The 22632-nt window shown below is 72.3% G+C and carries 25 protein-coding genes and 1 pseudogene; 8 read left to right on the forward strand and 18 right to left on the reverse strand.

Annotated elements, in window-relative coordinates:
• Nucleotides 1-23: 23 nt before the first annotated feature.
• From QSK39_RS20945 to QSK39_RS20995, 11 genes are all read right to left on the reverse strand, one after another.
• Entirely contained in the window at nucleotides 24-2369 is a 2346-nt protein-coding gene (locus tag QSK39_RS20945; protein WP_285479450.1) for a phosphoketolase family protein, read from the reverse strand.
• Nucleotides 2366-3271 carry a universal stress protein gene (locus QSK39_RS20950; RefSeq protein ID WP_285479451.1) on the reverse strand — a complete coding sequence of 302 codons (906 nt, stop codon included), beginning with the start codon at nucleotides 3269-3271 and terminating at the stop codon, nucleotides 2366-2368. Before QSK39_RS20950 ends, QSK39_RS20945 begins: the two co-directional genes overlap by 4 nt.
• Nucleotides 3268-3876: a CBS domain-containing protein gene (locus QSK39_RS20955; RefSeq protein WP_285479452.1), complete on the reverse strand. Its 609-nt coding sequence runs from the start codon at nucleotides 3874-3876 to the stop codon at nucleotides 3268-3270. The genes QSK39_RS20950 and QSK39_RS20955 overlap by 4 nt, the downstream gene beginning before the upstream one ends.
• 99 nt (nucleotides 3877-3975) lie before the next feature.
• Entirely contained in the window at nucleotides 3976-5073 is a 1098-nt protein-coding gene (locus QSK39_RS20960; RefSeq protein WP_285479453.1) for a CHAD domain-containing protein, read from the reverse strand.
• Entirely contained in the window at nucleotides 5070-5474 is a 405-nt protein-coding gene (locus tag QSK39_RS20965; RefSeq protein ID WP_285479454.1) for a hypothetical protein, read from the reverse strand. Before QSK39_RS20965 ends, QSK39_RS20960 begins: the two co-directional genes overlap by 4 nt.
• The gene (locus QSK39_RS20970) at nucleotides 5471-6376 is read right to left on the reverse strand and encodes a universal stress protein (RefSeq protein WP_285479455.1); all 906 of its coding nucleotides are present in this window, start codon (nucleotides 6374-6376) and stop codon (nucleotides 5471-5473) included. The genes QSK39_RS20965 and QSK39_RS20970 overlap by 4 nt, the downstream gene beginning before the upstream one ends.
• On the reverse strand, nucleotides 6360-6638 hold the full coding sequence (locus tag QSK39_RS20975) for a DUF1918 domain-containing protein (protein ID WP_285479456.1): 279 nt from the start codon (nucleotides 6636-6638) through the stop codon (nucleotides 6360-6362). The genes QSK39_RS20970 and QSK39_RS20975 overlap by 17 nt, the downstream gene beginning before the upstream one ends.
• Nucleotides 6639-6651: 13 nt before the next feature.
• Nucleotides 6652-8031 carry a DUF4389 domain-containing protein gene (locus QSK39_RS20980; RefSeq protein WP_285479457.1) on the reverse strand — a complete coding sequence of 460 codons (1380 nt, stop codon included), beginning with the start codon at nucleotides 8029-8031 and terminating at the stop codon, nucleotides 6652-6654.
• Nucleotides 8028-8552, reverse strand: a complete 525-nt coding sequence (locus QSK39_RS20985; RefSeq protein ID WP_285479458.1) for a flavodoxin domain-containing protein — start codon at nucleotides 8550-8552, stop codon at nucleotides 8028-8030. Before QSK39_RS20985 ends, QSK39_RS20980 begins: the two co-directional genes overlap by 4 nt.
• A complete protein-coding gene (locus QSK39_RS20990) occupies nucleotides 8549-9136 on the reverse strand; it encodes a CBS domain-containing protein (RefSeq protein ID WP_285479459.1) in 588 nt (195 codons plus the stop codon). Before QSK39_RS20990 ends, QSK39_RS20985 begins: the two co-directional genes overlap by 4 nt.
• Nucleotides 9137-9147: 11 nt before the next feature.
• Nucleotides 9148-9954 (reverse strand): universal stress protein, encoded by an 807-nt coding sequence (locus QSK39_RS20995; protein WP_285479460.1) that lies wholly within the window; start codon nucleotides 9952-9954, stop codon nucleotides 9148-9150.
• 126 nt (nucleotides 9955-10080) lie between these two features.
• Between QSK39_RS20995 and QSK39_RS21000 the strand changes: the two genes are divergently transcribed.
• Nucleotides 10081-10698, forward strand: a complete 618-nt coding sequence (locus QSK39_RS21000) for a hypothetical protein (protein WP_285479461.1) — start codon at nucleotides 10081-10083, stop codon at nucleotides 10696-10698.
• On the opposite strand, the gene QSK39_RS21005 is transcribed toward QSK39_RS21000, so the two are convergent.
• Both QSK39_RS21005 and ppk2 read right to left on the reverse strand, forming a co-directional pair.
• Complete coding sequence (locus QSK39_RS21005; RefSeq protein ID WP_285479462.1) at nucleotides 10689-10880, reverse strand: hypothetical protein; 192 nt, start codon at nucleotides 10878-10880, stop codon at nucleotides 10689-10691. The genes QSK39_RS21000 and QSK39_RS21005 overlap by 10 nt on opposite strands.
• A gap of 17 nt (nucleotides 10881-10897) precedes the next feature.
• Nucleotides 10898-11710 (reverse strand): polyphosphate kinase 2, encoded by an 813-nt coding sequence (gene ppk2, locus QSK39_RS21010; RefSeq protein ID WP_285479463.1) that lies wholly within the window; start codon nucleotides 11708-11710, stop codon nucleotides 10898-10900.
• Between the two features lie 149 nt (nucleotides 11711-11859).
• Between ppk2 and QSK39_RS21015 the strand changes: the two genes are divergently transcribed.
• On the forward strand, nucleotides 11860-12876 hold the full coding sequence (locus tag QSK39_RS21015) for an Acg family FMN-binding oxidoreductase (RefSeq protein WP_285479464.1): 1017 nt from the start codon (nucleotides 11860-11862) through the stop codon (nucleotides 12874-12876).
• A 46-nt stretch (nucleotides 12877-12922) separates the two neighbouring features.
• Nucleotides 12923-13081: pseudogene (locus QSK39_RS21020) on the forward strand (DUF2188 domain-containing protein); the annotation flags it as partial.
• A 90-nt stretch (nucleotides 13082-13171) separates the two neighbouring features.
• Here QSK39_RS21020 and QSK39_RS21025 read toward each other — a convergent pair.
• From QSK39_RS21025 to QSK39_RS21040, 4 genes are all read right to left on the reverse strand, one after another.
• Nucleotides 13172-13801: a CBS domain-containing protein gene (locus QSK39_RS21025; RefSeq protein WP_285479465.1), complete on the reverse strand. Its 630-nt coding sequence runs from the start codon at nucleotides 13799-13801 to the stop codon at nucleotides 13172-13174.
• A gap of 12 nt (nucleotides 13802-13813) precedes the next feature.
• Entirely contained in the window at nucleotides 13814-14695 is an 882-nt protein-coding gene (locus QSK39_RS21030; protein WP_285479466.1) for a universal stress protein, read from the reverse strand.
• 233 nt (nucleotides 14696-14928) lie between these two features.
• Nucleotides 14929-15579 (reverse strand): response regulator transcription factor, encoded by a 651-nt coding sequence (locus QSK39_RS21035; RefSeq protein WP_285479467.1) that lies wholly within the window; start codon nucleotides 15577-15579, stop codon nucleotides 14929-14931.
• Entirely contained in the window at nucleotides 15567-16808 is a 1242-nt protein-coding gene (locus QSK39_RS21040) for a sensor histidine kinase (RefSeq protein ID WP_285479468.1), read from the reverse strand. The genes QSK39_RS21035 and QSK39_RS21040 overlap by 13 nt, the downstream gene beginning before the upstream one ends.
• A gap of 321 nt (nucleotides 16809-17129) precedes the next feature.
• On the opposite strand from QSK39_RS21040, the gene QSK39_RS21045 reads away from it, so the two are divergent.
• Both QSK39_RS21045 and QSK39_RS21050 read left to right on the forward strand, forming a co-directional pair.
• Nucleotides 17130-17552 carry a hypothetical protein gene (locus QSK39_RS21045; protein WP_285479469.1) on the forward strand — a complete coding sequence of 141 codons (423 nt, stop codon included), beginning with the start codon at nucleotides 17130-17132 and terminating at the stop codon, nucleotides 17550-17552.
• Between the two features lie 253 nt (nucleotides 17553-17805).
• The gene (locus QSK39_RS21050; protein WP_285479470.1) at nucleotides 17806-18447 is read left to right on the forward strand and encodes a hypothetical protein; all 642 of its coding nucleotides are present in this window, start codon (nucleotides 17806-17808) and stop codon (nucleotides 18445-18447) included.
• A 303-nt stretch (nucleotides 18448-18750) separates the two neighbouring features.
• On the opposite strand, the gene QSK39_RS21055 is transcribed toward QSK39_RS21050, so the two are convergent.
• Complete coding sequence (locus tag QSK39_RS21055; protein ID WP_353051062.1) at nucleotides 18751-19929, reverse strand: serine hydrolase domain-containing protein; 1179 nt, start codon at nucleotides 19927-19929, stop codon at nucleotides 18751-18753.
• Nucleotides 19930-20182: 253 nt separating this feature from the next.
• Between QSK39_RS21055 and QSK39_RS21060 the strand changes: the two genes are divergently transcribed.
• From QSK39_RS21060 to QSK39_RS21070, 3 genes are all read left to right on the forward strand, one after another.
• Nucleotides 20183-21058, forward strand: coding sequence for a universal stress protein (locus tag QSK39_RS21060; RefSeq protein WP_285479472.1), 876 nt, complete (start codon nucleotides 20183-20185; stop codon nucleotides 21056-21058).
• A 140-nt stretch (nucleotides 21059-21198) separates the two neighbouring features.
• On the forward strand, nucleotides 21199-21639 hold the full coding sequence (locus QSK39_RS21065; RefSeq protein WP_285479473.1) for a hypothetical protein: 441 nt from the start codon (nucleotides 21199-21201) through the stop codon (nucleotides 21637-21639).
• A gap of 4 nt (nucleotides 21640-21643) precedes the next feature.
• Entirely contained in the window at nucleotides 21644-22597 is a 954-nt protein-coding gene (locus QSK39_RS21070) for a magnesium transporter CorA family protein (RefSeq protein ID WP_285479474.1), read from the forward strand.
• Nucleotides 22598-22632: the final 35 nt, after the last annotated feature.

Raw genomic sequence — 22632 nt, forward strand, 5'->3', positions numbered from 1 at the left:
GGCGCGACCGCGGCGGTCACGGCTCAGCCCGCCCAGGTCCAGTCGCGGATCTCGGGCAGGTCCTCACCGTGCGCCCGGATCCAGCGGCGGTGCCGGCCCTGGGCCTCGGTCATCCGCTGCCGCAGCACGCCCGCCGTTGCCACCAGGCCCGGCACGCGGTCGATCACGTCGATCACCAGCTGGAACCGGTCCATGTGGTTGAGCACCAGCATGTCGAACGGCGTCGTCGTGGTGCCGTGCTCGATGTAGCCGCGCACGTGCATATCGTGGTGGTTGGTGCGGCGGTAGGCCAGCCGGTGGATGAGCCACGGGTAGCCGTGGTAGGCGAAGATCACCGGGCGGTCCGGGGTGAACAGCGCGTCGAACTCGCGGTCACCGAGACCGTGCGGGTGCTCGACCTCCGGCTGCAGGCGCATCAGGTCGACGACGTTCACCACGCGCACCGCCAGGTCCGGCAGCTCCTGCCGCAGGATCTGGGCCGCCGCCAGCACTTCCAGCGTCGGCGCGTCGCCCGCGCACCCGAGAACGACGTCGGGCTCGCGGTCGGTGTGCGTGCTCGCCCATTCCCAGATGCTCACCCCGCGCGCGCAGTGCAGCGCGGCCTGCTCGGCGTCGAGCCAGTTCGGGCTGTCGTTCTTGCCCGCGACGACGACGTTCACGTAGTCCCGGCTGCGCAGGCAGTGCGCCGCGACCTCGAGCAGCGTGTTGGTGTCCGGCGGGAAGTAGATCCGCACGACCTCGGAGCTCTTGTTGGCGATGTGGTCGACGAACCCCGGGTCCTGGTGGGAGAAGCCGTTGTGGTCCTGCCGCCACACGTGCGAGGTCAGCAGGTAGTTGAGCGACGCGACCGGCCGCCGCCACGGGATCTGCCGGTGCACCCGCAGCCACTTGATGTGCTGGTTCACCATCGAGTCGACGATGTGCACGAACGCTTCGTAGCAGGAGAACAACCCGTGCCGGCCGGACAGCAGGTAGCCCTCGAGCCAGCCCTGGCACAGGTGCTCCGAGAGCACCTCCAGGACGCGCCCGTCCGCAGACAGGTGCTCGTCCACCGGTTCGATCGCGGCCTGCCACTGCTTGCCGGTGACGTCGTAGACCGCGTCGAGCCGGTTGGACGCCGTCTCGTCGGGGCCGAAGAGGCGGAAGTTCGCCCGGTCGGCGTTGAACGCGAAGACGTCCCGCAGGAACCGGCCCAGCACCCGGGTCGGCTCGGCCACCGTCGCGCCCGGAGCCGGGACCGCGACCGCGTGGGCCGCGACGTCCGGCAGGGTGAGCGGACGCAGGAGGACACCGCCGTTGGCGTGCGGGTTGGCGCCCATCCGCCGCTCCCCCGCCGGGATCATCGCCGTGACGTCCTCGACCGGGCGGCCGCGGTCATCGAACAGCTCCTCCGGACGGTAGGAGCGCAGCCACTCCTCCAGCTGCCGCAGGTGCTCCGGGTTGCGCCGGACCTCGGACAGCGGCACCTGGTGCGCACGCCAGGTGCCCTCGACCGGCTTTCCGTCCACTACGGACGGACCGGTCCAGCCCTTGGGGCTGCGCAGCACGATCATCGGCCACACGCCCCGCCGCTCGGCCAGGGTCGCGACGGCCGAGTCGAGCGCGGCGGCCATGGCCTGGTGCATCGTCTCCGGGTCGCTGCCCTCGACGTGGATCGGTTCGTAGCCGTATCCGCGCAGCAGCGCGTCCAGCTCGGCCGGGGCGATGCGGGAGAGCACGGTCGGGTTGGCGATCTTGTAGCCGTTGAGGTGCAGGATCGGCAGGACCGCACCGTCGCGGACGGGGTCGAGGAACTTGTTGGCGTGCCAGGACGTCGCGAGCGGGCCGGTCTCGGCCTCGCCGTCCCCCACCACGCAGGCGACCACGAGACCGGGGTTGTCGAACGCCGCGCCGAAGGCGTGGGCGAGCGAATAGCCCAGCTCGCCGCCCTCGTGGATCGAGCCGGGCACCTGCGGGGCGACGTGGCTGGGCACGCCACCGGGGAACGAGAACTGCTTGAACAGCTCCCGCATGCCCCCGGCGTCCTGGGTGACCTCGGGCCACGCCTCGGTGTAGCTCCCTTCGAGCCAGGTGTTGGCCAGCAGCGCCGGACCGCCGTGGCCCGGGCCGGTGACGAGCATGGCGTCCAGGTCGTGGGTCAGGATGGCCCGGTTCAGGTGCGCGTAGACGAAGTTCAGGCCGGGTGAGGTCCCCCAATGCCCGAGCAGCCTCGGCTTGACGTGCTCGGGGCGCAGCGGGTCGCGCAGCAGCGGGTTCGCCATGAGGTAGATCTGGCCGGCCGCGAGGTAGTTCGCGGCCCGCCAGAGAGCGTCCACCTGGGCCAGCTCGATGCTCCCGAGCACCGCGGGCCGGGCGTCGAGCGCGGTCACGCCTTCTTCTCCGGGCGGACCACGAGCACCGGGCACTGGGCGTGCTGCACGAGCGCCTGGCTGGTCGAGCCGAGCAGCATCCCGGTGAAGCCGCCGCGGCCACGGCTGCCGACGACCACCAGCTGCGCGGTCTCGCTCGCGTCGAGCAGGAGGTGCCGGGGCCGGTCGCGCACGACCTGACGGCGGACCTCGACGTCGGGGTACTTCTCCTGCCAGCCGGCGAGCCGCTGGCCGAGCAGCCGCTCCTCGTCGGCTTCGAGGGTCTCCGGCTGGGTGCGGATCCGGGCGGTGCCGCGAGTGTCTTCGTAGGTGACGTCGCTCCAGGCGTGCACGGCCACCAGCGGCACACCGCGCAGCGAAGCTTCCTCGAACGCGATCGCCAGTGCCTGTTCGCTGTTCGGGCTGCCGTCGGCACCGACCACGACCGGCCCGGAATCGGCGAAGGCGGCGGAGTCCGCGCGGCCGCGAACGACCGCGACCGGGCAGTGGGCGTGGGCGGCGACCGTGCCAGCCGTGCCACCGATCAGCATCCCGGTGAACCCGCCGGTGCCGGTGCGGCCCACGACGAGCAGCCGCGCGTGCCGGGACTCCTCGATCAGCAGCGGCACGGGGGGATCGTTGGGCATCGCGGTCGTGATGACCAGGTTCTCGTCGATCGATGCGGCGAGGGCGCGTGCGTCGGCGAGGTGCCGTTCCGCGTCGGCCCGGATCGCGTCGACCAGCGTGGTGGCGCCGATGCCGGACAAACCGCCGCCGTAGTAGAGGCCGGCGATCTGCAGGCCGTGGACGATCCTCAGCTCGAGGTGGCGCAGGGACGCGAGCTTCGCCGCCCACGTGACGGCTGCGGTGGACCCCGTCGAGCCGTCCACGCCCACGGTGATCCTCGGGTCGATGGCACTCATCGTGCCTGCTCCTCACCCGCATACGCGGTGTCGGCGGCGACAACGCCCGGCACGGCGAGCGCCAGCAGCTGGGCGACGTGCCGGTCGGTGTCGTCGTCGAACTGGTCGGTGATGTGCACGGACCCGTCGCGGACCTCGACCTGCCAGCGGCCGCTGCCGCCGTAGATCTCCAAGCGGTGCTTGACATCCCGTGCGATCTCGACGTCGTCCCGGGCAAGCACGCGGACTACGTCTCGGCGGGTCACGATGCCGACGACGGTCGAGCCGTCGACGATGGGCATCGCCCGGATCCGGGCGTCCACCAGGGCCTGGCACAGGTCGGCGACGTCGGTGCCGGTGCTCATGGCGGTCACGGGACTGGTCATCAGGTCGCCGGCCGTCTTGCCGGCGACGGTTTCGCGGGGCTCGTGGGTGGAGCGGGGGTCGGCCGGGATGCGGCCGCGGATCAGGTCGGCCTCGGTGACGATGCCGATCAGGGCATCGTCGTCGTCGACCACGGGGAGAGCGGTGAAGCCGTGCGTGGACAGCAGCTCGGCCGCCTCCTTGGCGGACGTCCACGGGTGCACGGTGATCACCGGTGCGGTCATCAGGTCGCGTGCGCGCATCGGGGTTCCTTTCGTGTCACCTCCCAACGTAGGAAGGCCGGACCACGGTGACCGCTGGCGTCGGTCACCGGTCGCAGGGACTTATGTCCCTTCGCACACTCACGTCCACAAAGGACGAAGATCCTTCCGCAGGTCGTGCCACGCTCCGGGCAGGGCCGCGACGCAATGTTCGGCCGCAGCGACCTCGCCGTCGCGGATCGGGCCTTCGCGGACGCCCAGCGCAAGCAGGTGCTCCCGCGCGACGACGGCGTCCTGGAACTCCCCGAGCAGGTCTTGGAACTCGTGCAGGGAGGATTTCGCACCGGCGGCCTCGAGGGCGTACCGCAGCCGTTTGGCGGCTTTCCGGACGTCGTGGACGGCGCAGTCGCGCTCCGGCCCGGCGGGCAGCGCGGCCACCCGGGCCACCCGCCCGTCGACGTCGTCGGCCACGCCGCGGACCAGGCGGGGCAGCACTTTCGCGGCGCGACGGCGGGCGGCCTTCGGCCACTTGCGCCGCGGCTCTTCGGCCAGCACCACTCCGAGCACGTCCAGCGCGTTCAGCAACTGGACGTACCGACGGCTGTCCAGGGCGCGGCGCACCCGGTCGTGCGCCTCCTCCGCGAGAGCCGCGAAGTAGGCGTCCGAGTGCGCCCCGGCCCAAGGGCGCGAGCGCGCCCACTGAACCTCGGTGTCGCGCGCGGGCGCGAGCTCTCCGCCCAGCCAGCGCAGGGCGCCGCTGACCTCGCGCAGCAGCTTCCGCCCACCCAGTGCCGGGGCGTAGGCCGAGAACACGCCCCGCAGCCGCCGCGCGGCCACGCGCATCCGGTGCACGGCGTCCGGCGCGTCCTGACGGACGGCCAGGTCCGCGGCGGCCAGCGCGGCGAGCTGCGCGCGCACGTACCGAAGAACAACGCCACGGGCGGAATCGTCCGGCGGCCGATCGGGCGGCACGAGCCCGCTGCCCACCGCCGCCCGCAGGTCGGCGAGGCCGCCTCCGGGGAGATGCGCGACCGGCACCAGCGCGTCGTCGCGGGTGTAGGCCCGCAGCAGCCGGGACAGCGTTGGTGGGACAGCGAAGTCCGAGCCGGCGAACCCGACCGAGCCGTCCGGGGTGTCGAGGCGCCAGTCACCGGCGTGCACGCTCAGCGCCAGGCCGCCGCGCAGCAAGCGCAGGGAACCGGTGTCGAAGAACGCGGTGGTCCCGACCATGGTGGTCATGACCGCACCAGCCGGTGGCGGGCCAGCAGCGCCAGCCCGAGCAGGACCACCAAGAGCCCGACGGTCACCCATTGGACCGGGGCACGCACGCCGATCACGCCGAACTGGATCGCCAGCCAGCCGGTGAGCACCGCGCCGGCGGCCAGCGCCGCGATCGGGGCCCGGAAGTCGAGGCGCCACGCGAACACCGACGCCCCGGCGAGCGCCCCGCCGACGGCCAGCGCGAGCGCGATCCCCGGCAGCACCCAGCTGGTCAGCCCGAGCGGCTCCAGCCATTCGACCGGCATCGCGAACCCTGGCGCCCCGGCGATCAGCGAGATCCCGCCGTACACCGCGCTCGCGGCGAACAGCGTCTCGAAGGCCGCCAGCACCCGCATGGTCGCCCGGGTCCGCGCGGTCACGCCCGGCTCCCGGGCGGGCGGACGACGGCGACCGGGCACGGCGCGTGCGCGATCAGCGCCTGGCTCGTCGAGCCGAGCAGCATGCCGGTGAACCCGCCGCGGCCGCGGCAGCCGACCACGATCAGCTGCGCGTGCTCGCCGCGTTCCAGCAGCGTGCGGACCGGCCGCCCGCGCGTCACATCGAACCCGATCGCCACGTCCGGGTACTTCGCCTGCCAGCCCTCCACCTGCTGAGCGAGCTTCTCCCGCTCGGCCTGCTGGATCGCCGCCGGATCCTCGTCCAGCGGATGCGCGCGGAGCATGCCGTCGGCCAGGACGTCGCTCCAAGTGTGCACCGCGACCAGGCCGGTGCCCCGCAGCCGGGCTTCCTCGCACGCGAACGCCAGCGCGGCCTCGCTGTCCGGCGAGCCGTCGGCACCGACCACCACGGGTCCGGTGGCCGGCGGCGGGTCGTGCGGGGTGCGGCCGCGGACGACGACGATCGGGCAGTGCGCGTGCGCCACGATCGAAACGGCGGTGGACCCGACCAGCAGGCCGGTGAACCCGCCCAGCCCGCGCGAGCCCAGCACGACCAGTTCGGCGTGCTGCGACTCCTGGACCAGGGCGGTCACCGGGCTCCACTCCCGGGCAGCGGTGCCGGCTTCGACGTCCGGGAACGCCGCGAGCACCGTGGCCTTCGCTTCGGTGAGCCACTCCTCGGCCCGCTCCGCCAGGCCGGCCCGGATCTGCTCGTGGGTGCCGAACGCGACCGGCGCGTTCACCCGCGGCAGCGTGTACACCTGCACCAGCCGCAGCGGACGGCCGCGCCGGACGGCTTCCCCGGCCGCCCAGACGGCGGCCTGGACCGCCGAGGACGAGCCGTCGATCCCGGCCACGACCGCGCCGTCAACGAACGCCGACATGGCCGGCCTCCTCGTGGATGTACCGCTGCACCCGGTCGAAGCGGGTGCGCGCGCGGTCTTCGGCCGCCTTCTCTTCCTCGGCGGTCCGCACGATCGCGTCCGGACCGGGGAAGACGGTCGACACGTGGTCGTCCGCGGTCCAGCGGACGACGTACGGCGGTGTCCCGTCGGCGGAGCGCACCTCCAGGATCCGGCCGCGCTGTTCGGGCGCGTCGACCTGCGGGCCCTTGACGACGAGCCAGTCGCCCGGCTGTGCGTGCATGGTCTTTCCTTTCTCAGGTGTCCACAGTGGACGGCTGGGGTGGGGCGGGCGCCGCGGGGCGCCGCGAGGCGCCGCGCGCGGCCACGCCGATCAGGACGACGCCGCCGGCGAGCACGATGGCCCCGGAAACCAGCAGGGCCAGGGCGATCCAGCCGAGGGCGGGTGCGGTCGCGCCGGCGTCGGCGCGCACGGAGACCCCGCGCGAGGCGTCCGCGTTCATCACGACGGCGGTCCACTGCCCGTCGAGCACCGGCCAGCCGACGGTCTGCGTGCCCGCCCCCGACGCGCTCGCGACCCACACCCCGGCGGCACCGGGCGGGACGGCCGGCGCGCTACCCGGGTGTGTCCGGTTCCCCGCGGTCGTGTACTCGGTGGCGGCCAGGTACCGCTCGACGTCGGCAGTGCGGCCGATGCCCACGAAGACCGGACGGCCGCCGGTGTCGGTGACCCGGATCCGGACGTCACCCACGAAGGTCGTGAGCTTCGGCGCGGAGACGCCCTGCAGCCGCACCGGGTCGGTGGCGACCGCGTACCCGCTCGAGACGAAGGTGCTCGACGCGGTCAGGTAGCCGTCGTCGTCGCGCTGGGTGCGATCCGCCCACAGCACCGCCCCGCCGCCGGTGAGCAGGCCCATCGACCCGAGCACCAGCACGGCGCCGGTCACCGCGGCGGCGATCCGGCCGCCGGTCCAGCCGCCCGCGTGCGGGTGGGCCGGGTGGGGGTGCGGGGGTTCGTGGCCGGACTCGGCGCCGCCCATGTCGAGCCGGAACGGCGGGTACTCGTCGGTCATCAGCGACACGTAGGCCGCGACGCGCAGCACCCAGCGGTCCATGCCGAGGACGAAGTCGAAGATCGGCCGCGGGTAGCGGCCGGTGCACAGCAGCACGATGCCGGCCACGACGACCAGCACACCCACGAGCCCGCCGGCGGCCCAGTCGAAGCCGTCGCCACCGGCGCGGAACGCCAGCCAGCTGCCGCCGCCGACGAACAGGCCGACGACGAGGAAGTGCGGGACGGCCAGCAGCCACCACTTCACGAGCACCAGTCCGCGGGAAAGCTTTTCGGGATAGGCGATTTCGAGCCGGGCCGGGTAGTCCGGGACGTCGGCGAAGGTGAACGGCGGGTACCGGTCGGTGCCGAGCGCGGCGTAGGAGTAGTACTGCACCCGCCAGCTCCAGCGCAGCACGCCGGAGGCGAACTCGAACAGCGGCCGCGGATAGCGCCCGGTCACCAAGATCGCGAAGAACGCAGCGATCGTGACGAACGGGTAGGCGAACCACAGGAACGCCAGGACGACGTAGTGCGGGACGGCCAGCAGCCACTTCACCAGCCAGAGCCCGCGCGAGAGCGGCTCGTCCAGGGTCGCCTCGACCCGGACCGGGTAGCCGGTCATGACACGCTCCTTTCCAGGTGGGCCAGGCTCATCCCGATCTCGCGGCCCCAGGCGCGGATCGAGGGCCAGTCCCGGTTGTCGGCGTCGCCGACGCGCAGCGCCGAAACGACGGCGCGTTCGGGGAACTTCAGGGTGTGGCGGTCGATCTTGCCGCCGAACAGCCGGTGATCGCGGACGTCGAGCCGGTGGACGAGGTCCTCGACCACGACCGGCTCCTCGGCCGGGTGCTTCTGCTCACCGACCGGGCCGCTGGAGAAGAGCCACACCGGCACCCGGCGGAGCTCGTCCGGAAAGGACTCCGCGAGCTTCCTGGCCGGATCGAGCCAGTGTCCCAGGTAGACGGCGCTGCCGAGGACCACGGCGTCGAAGCCGTCGACCGAGTGCACCAGGCCCGCGTCGCGGACCTCGACCTGCGACCCCACCCCGGCGTCGGTCAGCGCCGAGCCGAGCGCGGTGGCCAGGCTTTCGGCGATTTCTCTGGTGGCCCCGTGCCGGGTCGCCACCGCGACGAGGATCTTCATGGTCGCACCGTCGCCTCTTCCCACAGCTCGACGCCGACGACGCCGTAGACCGTCTTCGCCAGCGCGGCCACCACGCGGCGCTCGGCCTCGTCGGTGAACACGCCCCGGATCGTCACCATGCCGCCGGTGACGGACACGGCCCACCGGTCGCGGTGGCCCGAGTAGTCGGTCAGCAGCGCGTTGAGGTGGGAGGCGACCGAGTCGTCCTGGCGCACCAGCGGCGTGAGCATGTCGCGGCGGCTGACGATGCCCACGAGCACGCCGTCGTCGTCGACCACCGGGATGCTGCGCCGCCGGTCGCCCAGCATGTGCCGGGCGATCTCGGTGACGTCGGTGTCGAGGCCGACCGTCTCGGCCGGGGCGGTCATCGTCGTGGCCACCGGCACCTCGGGCGCCAGTCCTTTCCCGGCGACGCCGCTGCGGAGTGCGTCGGCCTCGGTGAACACGCCGAGCACCGCGTCGTCCTCCCCGACCACCGGCAGCGCGGCCACGCAGTGTTCGGTGAGCAGCACGATGGCTTCGCGGACCGGCGTGGCCGGGCCGACCCGCACCACGGGCCTCGTCATGATGTCGCGTGCCTTCACTTCGGCTCCTTTCAGTGCACGACCGCGACCGGGCAGGCCGCGTGCGCGAGCAGGGTGTTGCCGGTCGAACCCAGGACCCCGCCGGCGACCGGTCCACGGCCCCGGGTGCCGATGACGATCAAGCGGGCGTTCGGCGCCACCTGCTGCAGGGCGTGCGCCGGCGCCCGGTCCCGCACGACCTGGCCGGTCACTTCGAGGTCCGGGTACTTGCCCTGCCAGGCCGCGACCCGCGTTTCCAGCTCCTGCTGCTCGGCGACGCCGTTTCCGGTGTGCCAGGCGTGGACGACCAGCACCGGCGCCCGCAGCGCGGCAGCCGCCTCGAAGGCGAACCGCAGCGCGTGCTCGCTGGACTCGGTCCGGTCGATCCCCACCGCGACGGGACCCGTCGGGACCGGCCGGTTACCCGGCACCACGACGACCGGACACGGCGCTTCCGCCGCCACACGCAGGGCCACCGAACCGATCAGCGCACCGCGCAGGCCGCCGAGGCCGTGGGAGCCGAGGACCACGAGCGCCGCGTCGGCCGCCTCGGCAAGCAGGATCTCCACGGCCAGGCCGAGCTGGACCGCCGTCTCGACCCGGACCTCCGGCGCCTCTTCGCGGGCGATCTCGGCCGCGCGGCGCAGGTGGCGGTGGATGTGTTCCAGCAGGAGTTCGTCGTGCCCCCGCGGCGGCGTGTCGTCGAAGACGCAGGCGTGCACCAGCCGCAGCGTCGTACCGCGGCGCCGCGCTTCCTTCGCCGCCCAGCGGACCGCGCCGAACGACGGTGCCGAGGCGTCCACCCCGGCGAGCACCGGGCGGTGCGTGGTTGCGGTCATCGAGTCCTCCTGCGAGTCGGAGATCAGCATGGGCGGGGCGGGTACTCGCCGGTCAGGGCACGAAGTCCCTTTCGCCGGGGACCAAATCCGCCTGTCCCCGCGGCCGTGTTCGCCGACGCTGGGACGATGACCTCACCCGATCTGCTCATCGACCATTTCCTGCCGCACCCGCACTTCGAGGTGGTGCGCACCACGATCGTGGACGCGCCGGTGAAGGAGACCTACGCGGCGGCCCGCGAACTCGACTTCACCGACGTCCGGGGCGGCGTCGTCTCGGCCGCGGGGTGGCTGCGCATGCTGCCTGAACGCTGGCACCACCGCCGGCACGGCCCGCCCCGGCGGCCGACCCGGCTGACCCCGGACGACCTCGACGCGGGCTCCGAGTGGGCCCTGCTCGGCGACCGGCCGGGCGGCGAGTTCGCCCTCGGCGTCGCCGGCAAGTTCTGGCAGCCGGTGATCACCTGGCGGCGTGTGGAGGCCGACGACTTCGCGGCCTTCGACGAAGCCGGCTACGGCAAGCTGGTGCTGGCGGTGTCGGTCTTCCCCTACGGCCCGCACCGCACGCTGCTGACAGCGCACACGCGGGTCCGGATGAGCGACCCGGAGAGCTGGCTGAAGTTCCGCCGCTCCTGGCGGCTCTCCCGGCCCGCCATCGGGTCCGTCCACACGGCGCTCGTCCGCACGGTGGCCGCGAACGCCCGGCAGCGGGCGCTCGCGGCTTACACGCGGACCGTTCAGCCCTGATGCCCGGCCGTCGGCTGCCGAGGCGCGTCCTCGGCGGCCGGCACAACGTCCTCTTCGTTCTCCTTGATCGCGTGGTGCTCGACCGCGTGCAGGTAGCGGCCCACCGCCGGACCGTGCCGGCCGCGCTCGGCGACGTCGCGGCGCGCCTCGGCTTCGATGGCCGCCTTTTCCTTGTCGTCCATGACTTCCTCCGATCGGTTCAGCGCGGCAGCAGGGTGGCCGCGTGGTCGGGAACGTAGGTCTGCAGTCGCCGGTCGGGGCGGAAGTAGCCGGCCGGCTCGGGCCGAGGTGGCAGCGAGACCGCCTGCCGCGGCACCTCGAAGTAGGGAACGCTCGAGAGCAGGTGGGCGATCATGTTCAGCCGGCCGCGCCGCTTCTCCTCGCTTTCCACCACGTGCCAGGGGGATTCGACGGTGTCGGTGTGCACGAACATGTCGTCCTTCGCCCGCGAGTAGTCCTCCCAGTGCGTCACGGACTGCAGGTCGATGGGCGAGAGCTTCCAGCGGCGCATCGGGTCGTCGATGCGCGCGGCGAAGCGGCGTTCCTGTTCGTCGAGGCTGACCGAGAACCAGTACTTGCGGAGCAGGATGCCGTCGCCGATGAGCAGGCGCTCGAAGATCGGGCACTGCTGCAGGAACCGCTGGTGCTCTTCGGGGGTGCAGAAGCCCATCACCCGCTCGACGCCGGCGCGGTTGTACCAGCTGCGGTCGAACAGCACGATCTCGCCGGCAGCGGGCAGGTGCTCGATGTAGCGCTGGAAGTACCACTGCGTGCGTTCACGCTCGGTCGGGCTCGGCAGCGCGGCGATCCGCACGACCCGCGGGTTCAGGTGCTCGGTGACGCGCTTGATCGTGCTGCCCTTGCCGGCGGCGTCCCGGCCCTCGAACACCACGACCAGGCGGGCCCCTTCGGCACGCACCCACTCCTGCAGTTTCACCAGCTCGGCCTGCAGGCGCAGCAGTTCGCGCTCGTAGAGCTCGCGCGGGATCCGCGCCTTCTTCCGTCCGGCCATACCCCGACGCTACGAACCGCACCCGCGCTCCCACAGCGGCCGGACGTCGGCGGAGCAGGGGTCTTTGGTCCCTCGCCCCAAGGCGGTGCGGCTCTCGTCCGCCCGCACCGCCCCGACGAGCATCGAGACGACCGATCCGAGGAGGAGCGATGGACCACAGGATGCCCGACGCGTACACCGTGAGGGCGGCCGTCGCGCTCGCGGTGCGCGCCCCTTCGGTGCACAACTCCCAGCCGTGGCAATGGCACTTCGACGGCCGCACGGTCGAGCTGCGGGCCGACCCACGCCGCAGGCTGCGGCGCACCGACCCCGACGGCCGGGACCTGCTTGTCAGCTGCGGCTGCGCCCTGCACCACTTCACGGTCGCCGCCGCGGCGATGGGCTGGGCCGCGCAGATCCACCGGCTGCCCGAGCCGGGCCTGCTCGCCCGGATCGTCCTGGTGCCGCACGACACCCGCGACGGCGACATCGCCCTCGCCGCGGCCATTCCCCGGCGGCGTTCCGATCGCCGGCGGTTCGCCGAGCGCCCCCTGCCGGTGCGGGACGAGGTGTTCCTGCAGAAGAGCGCGGCCGACCAGGGTGCGGTGCTGCGGATCGTCACCGAAGCACCCCAGCGGTCGGCGCTCACGGGCGCGGCCGCCGAAGCCGGCGGTCTGCACCGGGACGACCCGGACTACGAGATCGAGCTCGCGGCGTGGAGTGGGCACGACTACGCGCCGGACGGCGTGCCCGCCCGGAACACGGTCCTCGCGTCGGCTTCTCCGCACGAACTGCGGGTCCGCGAGTTCGCCGGGGCACGGCTTCCCGACACGGCAGGCCCGGACGGCGCGCTCCTGACGGTGCTGGCGACCAAGGGCGACTCCGCGCTGGACCGCCTTCGCGCCGGAGAGGCCGCCAGCGCGGTCCTGCTCACCGCGACCCGGCTGAACCTGGCGTCATGCGTGAACACCGAGCCGATCGAGCTGACCAGTACCCGCGGCCTGATCCGGGACTGCGTCCTGGACGGGCGGCTCGAACCCCAGCTGGTCGTGCGAGTCGGCTCGCTGCCGGAGGACGCGACCCCGCTGCCGGCGACACCGCGGCGCCCCATCGGCGAAGTCCTGCGGCCGCACCCGCATCCGTACGGAGCGGGACTGCCGATCCCGGAGCAGCTGCGCGGCCGGTGACGACACGAAACACCAAACGTTCTAAATCGGTTGTGATCGGCACGTCGTGCCGAACCGCTCGGGCGGCTGGGACGTCAAGAAGCCCGGAGCGAGCCGCGCGAGCGCGCACACCGAAACTCAGGCGCAGGCGACGAGTCGAGCTCGCGGCATCACCGCGAACACGGGCGGCGAGACCGTGGTGCACGGCCGCGACGGTCAGATCAGGCAGAAGGACACTTCCCCGAAGGGTCACGAAGCAGCAGCAACGAAGAAGGCCTCCGCTCGGACCACAGGCGGAGGCCTTCTTCGCTGCTGCTCAAGCCACGTCGTTCCAGACGTAGTCCAGGCGGTTGCGCACCTCCACCACGCCGGACAGCTCCTGGATCAGCCGCGTCACCGGGTCGATGTCACTGCGCCGCTCCACGCGGCCCACGACCGTCACGATCCCGGCGCGCACCTCGACGCGCACGCGGTCCGGGCCGAGGTTCAGCCGCTCGCGCAGGACCCGGTCGGTCACCTCGCGCTCGAGGTCCGCGTCGCCGCGGGTGAAGACGCGCACCAGGTCGCGGCGGGACAGCACGCCCACCAGCTTCCCGTTGCGCAGCACGAACAACCGGCGGACATCGGTGCGCGCGAACGTCGCCGCCGCGACCGCGAGCGTGTCTTCGGACTCGATCGTGACGACCGGGCTGGTCATCAGATCCTTGGCGGTGCACGCCGTCGCCTTGCGCGCCAGCCGGCGGTCGCGCCGGCGCGGCTTGCGGGCCTCCCACAGGTGCGGCAGCAGGTCCGCCTCCGAAACGACGCCGACGAGCGCGCCCGTCTTGTCGAGGACGCCGACCGCGCTGATCCCGTTGCCGTTGAGCAGCACGGCGATGTCCTTGAACGGCGCCTGCGTGGAAACGGTGATCGGGTCGGCGGTCATCACCGCGGAAACCGTGGTCATGGCAATGCTCCTTCAGACGTTTTCGGCACGGACGACCATCACCGGGCAGGCCGCGTGGTGCAGCAGCGCCTGGCTCGTCGAACCCAGGACAAGACCGGTGAAACCACCGCGGCCGCGGCTGCCGACGACGACCAGCTGCGCCTCCCGGCTCAGCTCGAGGAGACGGGCCCGGGACTTGTCGTGCTCGACCCGGCGCTCGACGGTGACGTCCGGGTACTTCTCCTGCCACCCGGCGAGCCGCTGCGCGAGCAACCGCTGCCCGGAGTCCTGCAGGGATTCGCCCTGGAACGCGACGTTGCCGTCGCTGAACAGGCCGGCGCTGTCGCCGTCGTGCCACGTGTAGAGCGCGACGAGCGGGGCGCTGCGGATCGAGGCCTCCTCGAAGGCCCACGCGATCGCGGCCTCGCTGAGCGGGCTGCCGTCCGCACCGACGACGACCGGGCCGTCGACGCGGTCGTCCCCGCGTACGACGACGACCGGGCAGTGCGCCTTGGCGGCGAGGTCCACGTCGGGCGAGCCGCTGAACAGCCCCGCGATCGAGCCGACCGGCTCCCCGGTGACGAGCAGCCGGGCCCGGCCCGACACCTCCAGCAGCGCCGGAACGGGCCCGCGGTCACTGGTCTCGGTGCCGACCTCCAGCCCGGGAACAGCCGCTTCGAGGGTCGCGCGCGTCTGCCTGACCAGCTGGTCGGCTTCCGCCTCCTTGACCGCGAGCCAGTCCGAGGGCGGGTAGACCTTGCCGCCGAACGCGGTGTCTTCGTAGCCGTACGCGGTGAAGACGAGCAGCGAAGCATGCCGGCGGCCCGCTTCCCCGGCCGCCCACAGCGCAGCCGCGGCAGCCGTTTCCGAGCCGTCCACGGCCACCACGATCGGCGGGTTTCCGGTTGTGCTCATGACGTTTCCCTCCGGGAGTCAAGTTCGTGAACCCGACGGTAGGTCGCGCGCGGAGGGAGTCGCTGCGGTCGTTCGTCCTCGCGCCAGGTGACCTTCGGCCGCTCCTGGTGCCCAGATCAGCCGGCCCGCAGCACCGTGCTGACCTCAAGACGGTGCTGCCCGTGACACTGCGCACCTGCTGGCGCTGCGCGTCATGACGTGGTATCCCAGCCGTGGATCAACGGATGCGAAGGTCAGTCCCGGGACGCTCCGAGGAACCGCAGCACGGCCAGGACACGGCGGTGGTCCACGTCGGCCACAGGCAGGTTTAGCTTGGCGAAAATACTGTTGATGTGCTTCGCCACCGCGCTCTCGCTGACCACCAGCGCCTGCGCGATGCCGGCATTGGAACGCCCCTCGGCCATCAGGACGAGCACCTCCCGTTCCCGGGGGGTCAGCCGCGCGAACGGGTCGCTGTCGCGCCGCAGCAGCAACTGAGCGACCACCTGCGGGTCCAAGGCCGTACCCCCGTCCGCCACCCGCCGGACCGCCGCCACGAAGTCGGCGACGTCGGCAACCCGCTGCTTGAGCAGGTAGCCCACCCCGCTGGTGTTCGCGGACAGCAGGTCAGCCGCGTACCGCTCCTCCACGTACTGCGAAAGCAGCACCACCGGTGTCCCCGGCCAGCGCCGACGGATCTCCACCGCCGCCCGCACACCCTCGTCGGTGAAGCCGGGCGGCATCCGGACGTCGATCAAGGCAAGTCCGGGCCGGTGCTCCGCCACCGCCGCCAGCAGCCCCTCCGCGTCGCCGGCTTCCGCGGCGACCTGGAACCCGGCCATCTCCAGCACCTTGGTCAGGCCGACCCGCAACAACACCGAATCCTCGGCGATCACCGCGCGCACGGCAGCTCCGCAGTGATCGTGGTGGGCCCGCCGACGGGGCTGCTGACGTGGAACGCCCCGTCGAGGGAGCCGACCCGCTTGGCCAGCCCGGTCAGCCCCGTGCCGCCGGCGGCGTCGGCACCGCCCAGCCCGTCGTCGGTGACGCGCACTCGCAGCACCTCGCCGACCTGACGGACCATCACCTCCGCACGCACCGCGTTGGCGTGCTTCGTCGCATTGCTCAGCGCCTCGGAGATCACGAAATACGCGACCGACTCCACAATCGGCGTCACCCGCTCCTCCAGATCGACCCGCAGTCGCACCGGCAGGGGCGTGCGGGCAGCCAGCCCGGACAACGCCGCGTCCAGACCCCGGTCTTCGAGCACGGCCGGATGCAACCCCCGCACCAGGTCGCCGAGTTCGGCGATCGCCTCCTTCGCCTCCAGGTGCGCTCTCACGATCACCTCGCGGGCATCACCCGGCAGGTCCGGGCGGGTGGCGATGGCCAGACCCAGGTTGACCGCGAGGGACACCAACCGCTGCTGGGTGCCGTCGTGCAGGTCGCGCTCGATCCGGCGGCGCTCCGCGTCGACGGCCTCGATCAAGTCGGTCCGGCTCACGGCCAGCTGATCGACCCGCTCCTGGAGCCGCTGCGCCCGGCTGGGCCCGAGCAGGCCCGACGCCAGTCGCGCCTCGGCCCGGGCCACCGCCCGCGCGGTCCAGGGCAGGGCGCACAGGAGGAGGAGTCCAGCCGCTGTGTAAGCCGGCAGCTGGGTCAGGTAGCCGAACCAGTCCTGGCGGATTCCGGGCGGCAGCGCCCATGACCAGGCGTAGGCGGTGACGCCTGCCAGGCACGCCGCTGCCACCGCGAGCACCAGCAGTTCCAGCAGCGCGAGCGGCAAGCCCAGCAGAAGGTGGTAGCCGATTTTGCGCCAAGGCCGCGTCGCCGCGAGCCACCGGGCGGTCGAGGCCCACGTCCATCGTCCCGGCGCTGTGGGCCGGGGGACGTCCACGCCGATGAGCACCCGGTAGCGAGCCCGCTGGACGGCCGTCAGCAGTGGGGTGGCGAGCAGGACCAGAGCGGTCGAGACGGAACCCGTGAGGAGCCAGTTCCCTGTCCTGTCGGTGGTCGTCGCCGCCCAGGCCCCCACGGGCACCAGCGCCAGGTGCGGCAGCACACCGGCGGCAAGAAAGCCGGTGTCCCGCCGCGCCCGGAGGACCGTGCGCCTCAGTCCGGCTGGAATCGTCATGGCACGACGCTAGGGCACCGCGGGAGGACGGTGCCATGAAGCCTGCACCCGATCTCATGGTGAACCTAGGTTCAGCTGAACCGCGGTCAGCACCGGCGCCGCGGGTTCGCCCGCGGGTGCCGTGTCCATGACACGTCGGTAATCGAGCCGGGACCGGCACCACCATCCCGCAGCCACCCGGACCGGTGCAGTAACAGGCACCACCACGAAGTCGGAAACACGGGCTACTGATTTCGGCCGGTCCCGGCGGCAAAGTTCTGCCGCAGGGCTGCTCCGCACCGGTGTCGGCAGCATCAGCACGACGTTCCGTGGAGGAATTTCATGACCGTTCAGCCGATGCCCTGGCCGCCATGCACGTCGACGTCGCCGGGTGGCCGGCCCAGGTGGGTGCCTGGCGTGCTGGGCGCGGTGGCGGCGGGCCTGGTGCCGTGGATGTTCGTGCTGGGCCGGACCCTGCCCGAGACCACCCAGGTGCGGCACTGGCCGGCCGCGTGGATCGGACTCGACCTGGCCATGGCGCTCGGCTGCGCGACCACCGCGCGGTGGTACCACCGGGGCGATGCCCGCGCCCGCCTGTCAGCCTCGGCGGTCGCGGCACTCGTGGGGATGGACGCCTGGTTCGACGTCCTCACCGCCCTGCCCGGCACCGAATTCACCCAGGCCCTCCTCTGCGCGGTCCCGGAACTGACCCTGGCCGGACTCTGCACCTGGCTCGCCCTGCGCGATACAGCAGGGCTGTCATGAATATCCGCGACAGCGGCGGTACGACCCGAACCGGTCCACGGGTGGTGTGGATCCACGATGCCTGGCATGTCGCGATCAACGCACCACCGCCCCATGCCCGTTGAATGCGCCGGCGCCCGGCCGCGGGACAGCTGCCCGACACCACGGAACGCACTCTTCTGCCGACGAGCGTGCTTGTCATGGCACTGCCTGGTGCTGGACGGCTGGACGAAAAGCAGGTGCGTTGGGGTTGTGGACCGGCAAAGATCGAGTCGTGATCGAGCGGGTTGTGGAAGGTCTCAACGAAGCCCTGAACGAGGCTACGGTGACTGGACTTCGCCTGAGCCCGGACGGAAGCGTCGTGATACTGCTTTACGTGCTCGCTTTGCCCGAGCACGGTCCAGTCGATCCGGATACGCGAAGGGCCCTGATCCTCTCTGGGGCGTCAACGGTCCGCGTGCTCTTGCGCCGCGAGCGACCGGCCGAAAGTCCCCGGTACGGACCCGCGATCCCACTGGGTGACTTCTCTGCGGTCGAGGAGTTCTTTGCCTCGATCGCGGTGTCGGGCTCGATGTACGGCTGGGAGTTTCTCGACAACCCCGACCTGACCAACGACTGGCCCTCGGTCATCAGTTTGGAGCACACCCAGAAGCCGGCTGCGGCAGCGCACCGGCTGCACTGGTTCAACGAGTGCGGCCTTCCCACACCCGACGGCTACTTGCCGCACTGCATCGAAGGTGTCATCGACTTCACGGAGCTGGCTGTCGAACGCTTCGACGGCAGCCCGATCCCCGTGGACGCGTTCATCGCGGCAGGGACACGGTGGTGGAGAGCACTCTTCCACGATGACCCGAGGGTCTCCGTCGAAGCCCAACGCGCGCAAGATCCCCCGCTATCATGGCGGCCATTCCCATAACGCCACGCCGGCCATCAAACCTCCCGCCGGGTCAACGCACTCTTCTGCCGCTGACCAGTCGTCCACCGGGGCGCGCGCTCATGCCGAATAGCGACCTTGTTGTCAGTCCGTGGTGGCTTCGTCGCCTTAGCCTCAGCCGGCTTCGGCAATGGTATCGGTGGCGGGTGGGCGCACGAGGTGCCAGCTCGCCGGTCGCTGAGTTGGCGGCCGGGCCGCGCGGCCGCCGTGGTGGCGGCCCAGCGTCATCGGCTCTGTGGCGGTAGCCCAGCGCTCGGCGTGCCGCGTCGCGAAGGCCTTGCGCCGTCAGCGGATCGCCGCCTGGATACCGGCGGCGCTCGCCCGGGCGCCGGGGACGTTCGGCGTGCAGAACTCCGTCACCATCGCCAGGAGCCGCCCTGAGGCCGCGTCCGGCGAAGCTGTCACGTCGGGGCTGGACCCGACCGTGATCCGGCGGGTGCCGGTCTCGTCGCTCATGCTCCACGTGTTGTACCCGGGCACGTCGCCGGCGTGCCCCCAGACATCGGGAGCGCCGGGACCGCAGGGCCCCACCAGGGAGATCCGCATCAGCCCCAGCCCGTAGCCGATCCGCCCGTCCGTGTCCGGCCACGGGACCGTGGTCTTCATCTGCGTAAGCAGGCCGGCCGGCAGCAGCTCGCCGCCGAGCAGTGCGTGGAAGAAGCGGTTCAGGTCGGACGCGCTCGAAATGATGTCCCCGGCGCCGAAGTAGCGGCTGAGGTTGTAGGCGGTCACGTCGGTGAGCCCATGCGGGGCCGGGTAGAGCTGCTCGTAGCCGTGCATGGCCGCCTCCGGCACCAGCGGGAAGTCCCTCGGCAGGAAGGTGTCGGCCAGGCGCAGCGGACCGGTGATCCAGTCGGCGAGCACCTGCTCGAACCGGCGGCCGGTGAGCTTTTCGACCAGCAGGGCCAGCACGTTGTAGCCGGTGTTGGAGTACGACCAACCCGTGCCCGGCGGGAACAGCAGCGGCTGCACGGTGCTGTCGTGGATCGCCTCGACCTCGTCGAAGTGCACGAAGCGTTCGGTGTCCAGCTCCGGCAGCGTCGTCCAGGTGTACTGCGGGGCCAGGTCCCGGGGCAGGCCACTGGTGTGCTGCAGCAGCTGCCGGACGGTGATCGGCTCCGGGTAGGGCAGCAGGCCGGGCAGGTACTCCGAGATCGGCTCGTCCAGCCCCAGCCGGCCCTTCGCGGCGAGCTTCAGCACGAGGGTCGCCGTGAACGTCTTGGACACGCTGCCGATGCGGAACCGCCCGCCGATGTCCGGCTTCGCCCCGGTGGTGATGTCACCGGCTCCGGCCCGCCCTCGCCAGCGGCCGGCCGGATCCGCCGCGACCGCGATGATCCCCACGTTCCCGGCCTGCACGGCCGCGTCCAGTGCGGCCTGACGTGGATCGGTTCCCGCGGCGGCGGTACCGGTTCCGGCGAGCAGAAGCACTGCGCACGCAGCGGATACGATCGATCGACGCATTGTTCCCCCCGGAGTTGTGCGGTCCGCAAGACCGTAGCGCAGGCCGGCCGATGCCGTAAGGGATCTGTTCTGCGGATTCGTCTTTTCCTTGCGCAGTAAGGAGTTCTCCCGCCGCCGCAACCGGCAGACCTGCCGCGGGGCGCCCGCCGGGCTGCGGCCGGAAGTCCCACCACCGGAGGACTTCCGGCCGCAGCAGCGCCGCGCGGAGCGGCCCTACCGTCCGGCTCACGACACCCCGTAGTCAGGAGCCGCCATGACCACGACGGACCAGCCGATCGTCACCGGAATCGACGGGTCGGGTGAAGCGCTGGACGCCGCTCGCTGGGCCGGCCGGGCCGCCCACCTGCGCGACGCCCCGCTCGAGATCGTGCACGCCCTCGACTTCCCGGCGCTGCTCGCCGGCGGCGTCGTCCCCCCGCCGGACGAGATGAAAGACGTCCTGCGCGCGCACGGGAACCGCTACCTGCGCGCGGCGCGGGAGATCGCCGAAGCACAGGGCGCGCCCGAGGTGACCACCCGGCTCGACCCCGACCGGGCCGCGCAGGCCCTCATCGACGCGTCGCGGAAGGCCGCGCTCATCGTGGTCGGTTCGGGCGGGCACGGCCGGCTCACCGGCCTCCTCGCCGGCTCCGTCGCCTCCGCCGTGGGCGCGCACGCCTGCTCCGACGTGGTGGTGGTCCGCGGGGACACCTGGGACGAGCCGGAGGCGGGCGACCGTCCGGTCGTCGCGGGCATCGACGGCAGCGAACCGAGCGGCCGGATCCTCGCGACGGCCGTCGCCGAAGCGGAGGCCCGGCACACCCGCCTGGTCGTGGTGCACGCGTCGGCGGACGACCCGCCCCGCCCGGAAGTCGAACCGCACCGGGACGAAGAGAGCCTCACCGAGGCCGGGCACCGGCTGCTCACCGGCCTGACCGGCGAGCACGACGCCGGCGACGTCCGCATCGAGCGGGTCGTGGTCCGCGGCCATCCTCGGCGCGAGCTGATCGACCGGAGCGCGGCCGCGCAGCTCGTCGTGCTCGGCGACCGCGGCCGCGGCGGGTTCCCCGGCCTGCTGCTGGGCTCCACCGGCCAGGCGCTGCTGCACAACGCGTCGTGCCCGGTGTACCTCGTGCGCACCGCTGTCTGAAGCGACCGAAGTCCTCACGCGGATGGGCCTTCGCCCCACCGGAACCGGGGCCTGGGGGGCCCCGGGAACCGGGGCGGTCCGGCCCTCGTCGCCCGGCCCCGCCCGGCGGAGTCTGGATCTCGACGAAAGTGAGGCACACCATGGACAGCCAGCCCGGATCCGCCCCGGCGACCACCGCCGAGCCGACGTCCTCCCGCCGCAACCGCCGCGACCGCCTGGCCCTGCACCCCGCCGACTTCGTCGACGCCCGCTACACCGACGTCGTCGACCGCCGCCTGGCGCGCACGCTGACCGCCGAAGACCGGTCCGAAGAGGACGGTCTGGACCCGCTGGAGCGCGTCACCTGCCGCACCCACCGGCGCTGGCTGCACGACTGCGTCGCGTCCCCGCTGCACGTCGTCATCGTCACCGGCACCCGCTGGTGCCGCGCCTGCGAATGCGCGCTGAACGTCGCGATCGACCAGCTGGCCGGCGACGTCGCGGTGCGCTGCCCGTCCTGCGGCGGCACCCCCGCCACCCGCGCCACCCGCCAGCTGGTCCGCGCCTGCCGCGCCAGCCTGGCCACCGCCTCGGACCACTGAACCGATGACGCGCAGCCGGTTGTACCGCAGCGGTGTCCTCGAGCGAGAGGACTTCCCCGCCGCCGAGGCCGCCCGCCACCTCATCGACCCGTCGGTGACCCTGTGGCTCGACCTCGACGCACCGACCGCGCAGGACCTGGCGACCCTCGCCGCCGAGTTCGGGCTGCACCCGCTGGCCGTCGCCTCCGTCCTCGACGACGAGCACCAGCGCCCCAAGCTCGTGCACTACGACCGGCACTCGTTCCTCGCCGCATACACCGTGCGCGTGACCGACGGCACGCTGACGGCCTCCGAACTCGACGCGTTCCTGGTCGACCGGGTGCTGATCACCGTGCACCGCAACAACACCACCGACATCGATGCGCTCGTCGACCGTTGGGACAGCACGCCCGAACTGGCCAAGAGCGGCACCGCGTTCCTGCTGCACGGTCTGCTCGACTACCTCGTCGACGCACACCTCGACGCCGTCCAGGTGCTGGACGAGCAGGTCGAGGCGCTCGAGGATCTCGTCTTCGCCGACCGGGTCGACCACACCGACCTGCAGCGCCGGTCCCTGCGCCTGCGCCGGAGCCTGTCCCGGCTGCGGCACCTGGCCGTGCCGATGCGGGAGATCGTGGCCTCGCTGATGCGCCGCGACGACACGCTGCTGCCGTACTTCCAGGACGTCTACGACCACGTCCTGCGCGTGACGGAGTGGACGGAGTCCCTGCGCGACCTGATCGCGACGATCCGCGAGACCCAGCTGAGCATCCAGGGCAACCGGCTCAACACGATCATGAAGAAGGTGACGAGCTGGGCGGCGATCATCGCGGTCCCGACGGCGATCACCGGCTTCTACGGCCAGAACATCCCGTACCCGGGCTTCGGCCAGGCATCGGGGGTGTGGGTCTCGACGGCGGCGATCCTGGTCATCTCGGCGACGCTGTACGCGCTGTTCAAGCGCCGCGACTGGCTCTGACGCCACGCAGGGCGAAAGTCCTCCGGGCCGGGGGC

Source organism: Amycolatopsis sp. NBRC 101858 (genome assembly GCF_030269325.1).
GTDB classification, from domain to species: Bacteria; Actinomycetota; Actinomycetes; order Mycobacteriales; family Pseudonocardiaceae; genus Amycolatopsis; species Amycolatopsis ponsaeliensis.

Coding starts and splice junctions, on each gene's coding strand:
- QSK39_RS20960 (WP_285479453.1), bottom strand. CDS start 5,073: ATGACCACCATGGTCGGGACCACCGCGTTCTTCGACACCGGTTCCCTG.
- QSK39_RS20985 (WP_285479458.1), bottom strand. CDS start 8,552: ATGAAGATCCTCGTCGCGGTGGCGACCCGGCACGGGGCCACCAGAGAA.
- QSK39_RS20975 (WP_285479456.1), bottom strand. CDS start 6,638: ATGCACGCACAGCCGGGCGACTGGCTCGTCGTCAAGGGCCCGCAGGTC.
- QSK39_RS21000 (WP_285479461.1), top strand. CDS start 10,081: ATGACCTCACCCGATCTGCTCATCGACCATTTCCTGCCGCACCCGCAC.
- QSK39_RS20980 (WP_285479457.1), bottom strand. CDS start 8,031: ATGACCGGCTACCCGGTCCGGGTCGAGGCGACCCTGGACGAGCCGCTC.
- QSK39_RS21015 (WP_285479464.1), top strand. CDS start 11,860: ATGGACCACAGGATGCCCGACGCGTACACCGTGAGGGCGGCCGTCGCG.
- QSK39_RS20955 (WP_285479452.1), bottom strand. CDS start 3,876: ATGCGCGCACGCGACCTGATGACCGCACCGGTGATCACCGTGCACCCG.
- QSK39_RS21040 (WP_285479468.1), bottom strand. CDS start 16,808: ATGACGATTCCAGCCGGACTGAGGCGCACGGTCCTCCGGGCGCGGCGG.
- QSK39_RS20995 (WP_285479460.1), bottom strand. CDS start 9,954: ATGACCGCAACCACGCACCGCCCGGTGCTCGCCGGGGTGGACGCCTCG.
- QSK39_RS21060 (WP_285479472.1), top strand. CDS start 20,183: ATGACCACGACGGACCAGCCGATCGTCACCGGAATCGACGGGTCGGGT.
- QSK39_RS21055 (WP_353051062.1), bottom strand. CDS start 19,929: ATGCGTCGATCGATCGTATCCGCTGCGTGCGCAGTGCTTCTGCTCGCC.
- QSK39_RS21025 (WP_285479465.1), bottom strand. CDS start 13,801: ATGACCACGGTTTCCGCGGTGATGACCGCCGACCCGATCACCGTTTCC.
- ppk2 (WP_285479463.1), bottom strand. CDS start 11,710: ATGGCCGGACGGAAGAAGGCGCGGATCCCGCGCGAGCTCTACGAGCGC.
- QSK39_RS21045 (WP_285479469.1), top strand. CDS start 17,130: ATGACCGTTCAGCCGATGCCCTGGCCGCCATGCACGTCGACGTCGCCG.
- QSK39_RS21030 (WP_285479466.1), bottom strand. CDS start 14,695: ATGAGCACAACCGGAAACCCGCCGATCGTGGTGGCCGTGGACGGCTCG.
- QSK39_RS20970 (WP_285479455.1), bottom strand. CDS start 6,376: ATGTCGGCGTTCGTTGACGGCGCGGTCGTGGCCGGGATCGACGGCTCG.
- QSK39_RS21005 (WP_285479462.1), bottom strand. CDS start 10,880: ATGGACGACAAGGAAAAGGCGGCCATCGAAGCCGAGGCGCGCCGCGAC.
- QSK39_RS21070 (WP_285479474.1), top strand. CDS start 21,644: ATGACGCGCAGCCGGTTGTACCGCAGCGGTGTCCTCGAGCGAGAGGAC.
- QSK39_RS21065 (WP_285479473.1), top strand. CDS start 21,199: ATGGACAGCCAGCCCGGATCCGCCCCGGCGACCACCGCCGAGCCGACG.
- QSK39_RS20950 (WP_285479451.1), bottom strand. CDS start 3,271: ATGAGTGCCATCGACCCGAGGATCACCGTGGGCGTGGACGGCTCGACG.